We start from the raw sequence: 1329 nt of genomic DNA, 5'->3' as shown, positions 1-1329 counted from the left end.
GGGCGAGCGCGGCCGATGGGCTCAGCTCAGCGGGGGCGAGCGCTGCCGACGTTTCCGGCTGCAGCAGTCCGGCCCAGGCCACCTCGCCGATCACGATCACCGCGGGGCTGCGCACGCCGACGGCCGCTGCTGTGTGGACAGCGCCGGCGAGGGTGGTGCGGGTGGTGCGCTGTCGCGGGGTGTGGCCGTTCTCGATGATCGCGATCGGCCGCTGCCCTGGCACTCCATGGGCGAGGGCGGCGGCGACCAGGGCGGGAAGCGCCGCGACCCCCATCAGCACCACGGTGGTCACCGCGTCGTCGGCGAGCGCGGCGAGGGTCGCGGCCGACGGTCCGTGCGGCCCGCTCAGGTCGTGCCCGCTGACCACGTGCACGGTGGAGGAGAGTCCGCGATGGGTGACCGGCACCCCGGCGGCCTGGGGCACGGCGAAGGCGCTGCTGATGCCGGGGACCACCTCGACCTCGATCCCGGCAGCGCGGCAGGCGAGCACCTCCTCGCCGCCGCGGCCCAGCACGAACGGATCCCCGCCCTTCAGCCGCACGACCGCCTTCCCGGCGCGGGCGTGCGCGATGAGCAGGGCGTTGATCTGCTCCTGCGGGACGGGATGGTGGCCGGGGCGCTTGCCGACGTCGATCACGAGCGCGCTGGGACGCAGCTCCGCGCGGACCTCTGCGGCGGGGCCGAGCCGGTCGACGATCACGACGTCGGCCCCGCGCAGCAGCCGCAGGGCCCGCACGGTCAGCAGGTCCAGCGGGCCCGGCCCGCCGCCCACCAGCGCCACGTGGCCGCGGGCGGCCAACGGGTCGGTTGCCGGTGCCGGTGCCGCGGCGGGAGTCAGTGCGGGTGCCGGTGCCGGTGCCGGTGCCGGTGCCTTGAGCGTGCGGGTCGGCCTCCCGAACGCCGGGGCCGGCGCCGGGGTCCCTGCTCCGGGCTCGAGGGTCATCGTGCGCCGCCGCGCAGCAGGTAGACGTCCCCGTCGAGGGTGCGCACGGGCCAGACCCGGAGGCGTCGCACCTGCTTGCCGCGGGTGTTCACGCAGGTGCCCGAGCGTAGGTCGAAGATCTGCTTGTACATCGGGGAGGCGATGGTGGGGCGGCCGCCGCGGGAGCCGACGATGCCGCGGGAGATGACGTTCGCCCCCGAGTAGGGGTCGTGGTTGTCGACCGCGCGGAGGTCGCCGTCGGCCAGCAGGAACAGGGCGACCTGCTCCTGGCCCACGAGGGCCGCGCAGCCCCGTTCGACCTCGAGCTCCGCGAGGGTGCACAGCCGGAGCCAGTTCGCCGCGAGCTGCGGGGCGAGGGCCGGGCTGCTGAGGCTCGGGCTGGCGAG

2 protein-coding genes are annotated in these 1329 nt (G+C 76.0%); both read right to left on the bottom strand.

Annotated features, from left to right (window positions below):
* A partial coding sequence (cobA, locus tag ACTH43_RS07040; protein ID WP_441444213.1) for a uroporphyrinogen-III C-methyltransferase occupies positions 1-943 on the bottom strand: 943 nt, incomplete at its 3' end.
* On the bottom strand, positions 940-1329 hold a 390-nt coding region (gene nirD, locus ACTH43_RS07035; protein WP_441444212.1), incomplete at its 5' end, for a nitrite reductase small subunit NirD. The genes nirD and cobA, both read right to left, overlap by 4 nt.

The organism is Brachybacterium sp., from assembly GCF_052095815.1.
In the GTDB taxonomy this organism is placed as follows: Bacteria; Actinomycetota; Actinomycetes; order Actinomycetales; family Dermabacteraceae; genus Brachybacterium.
Note: the sequence above shows the minus strand (reverse complement) of the source record. Positions and strands in the feature narration are given on the sequence as shown.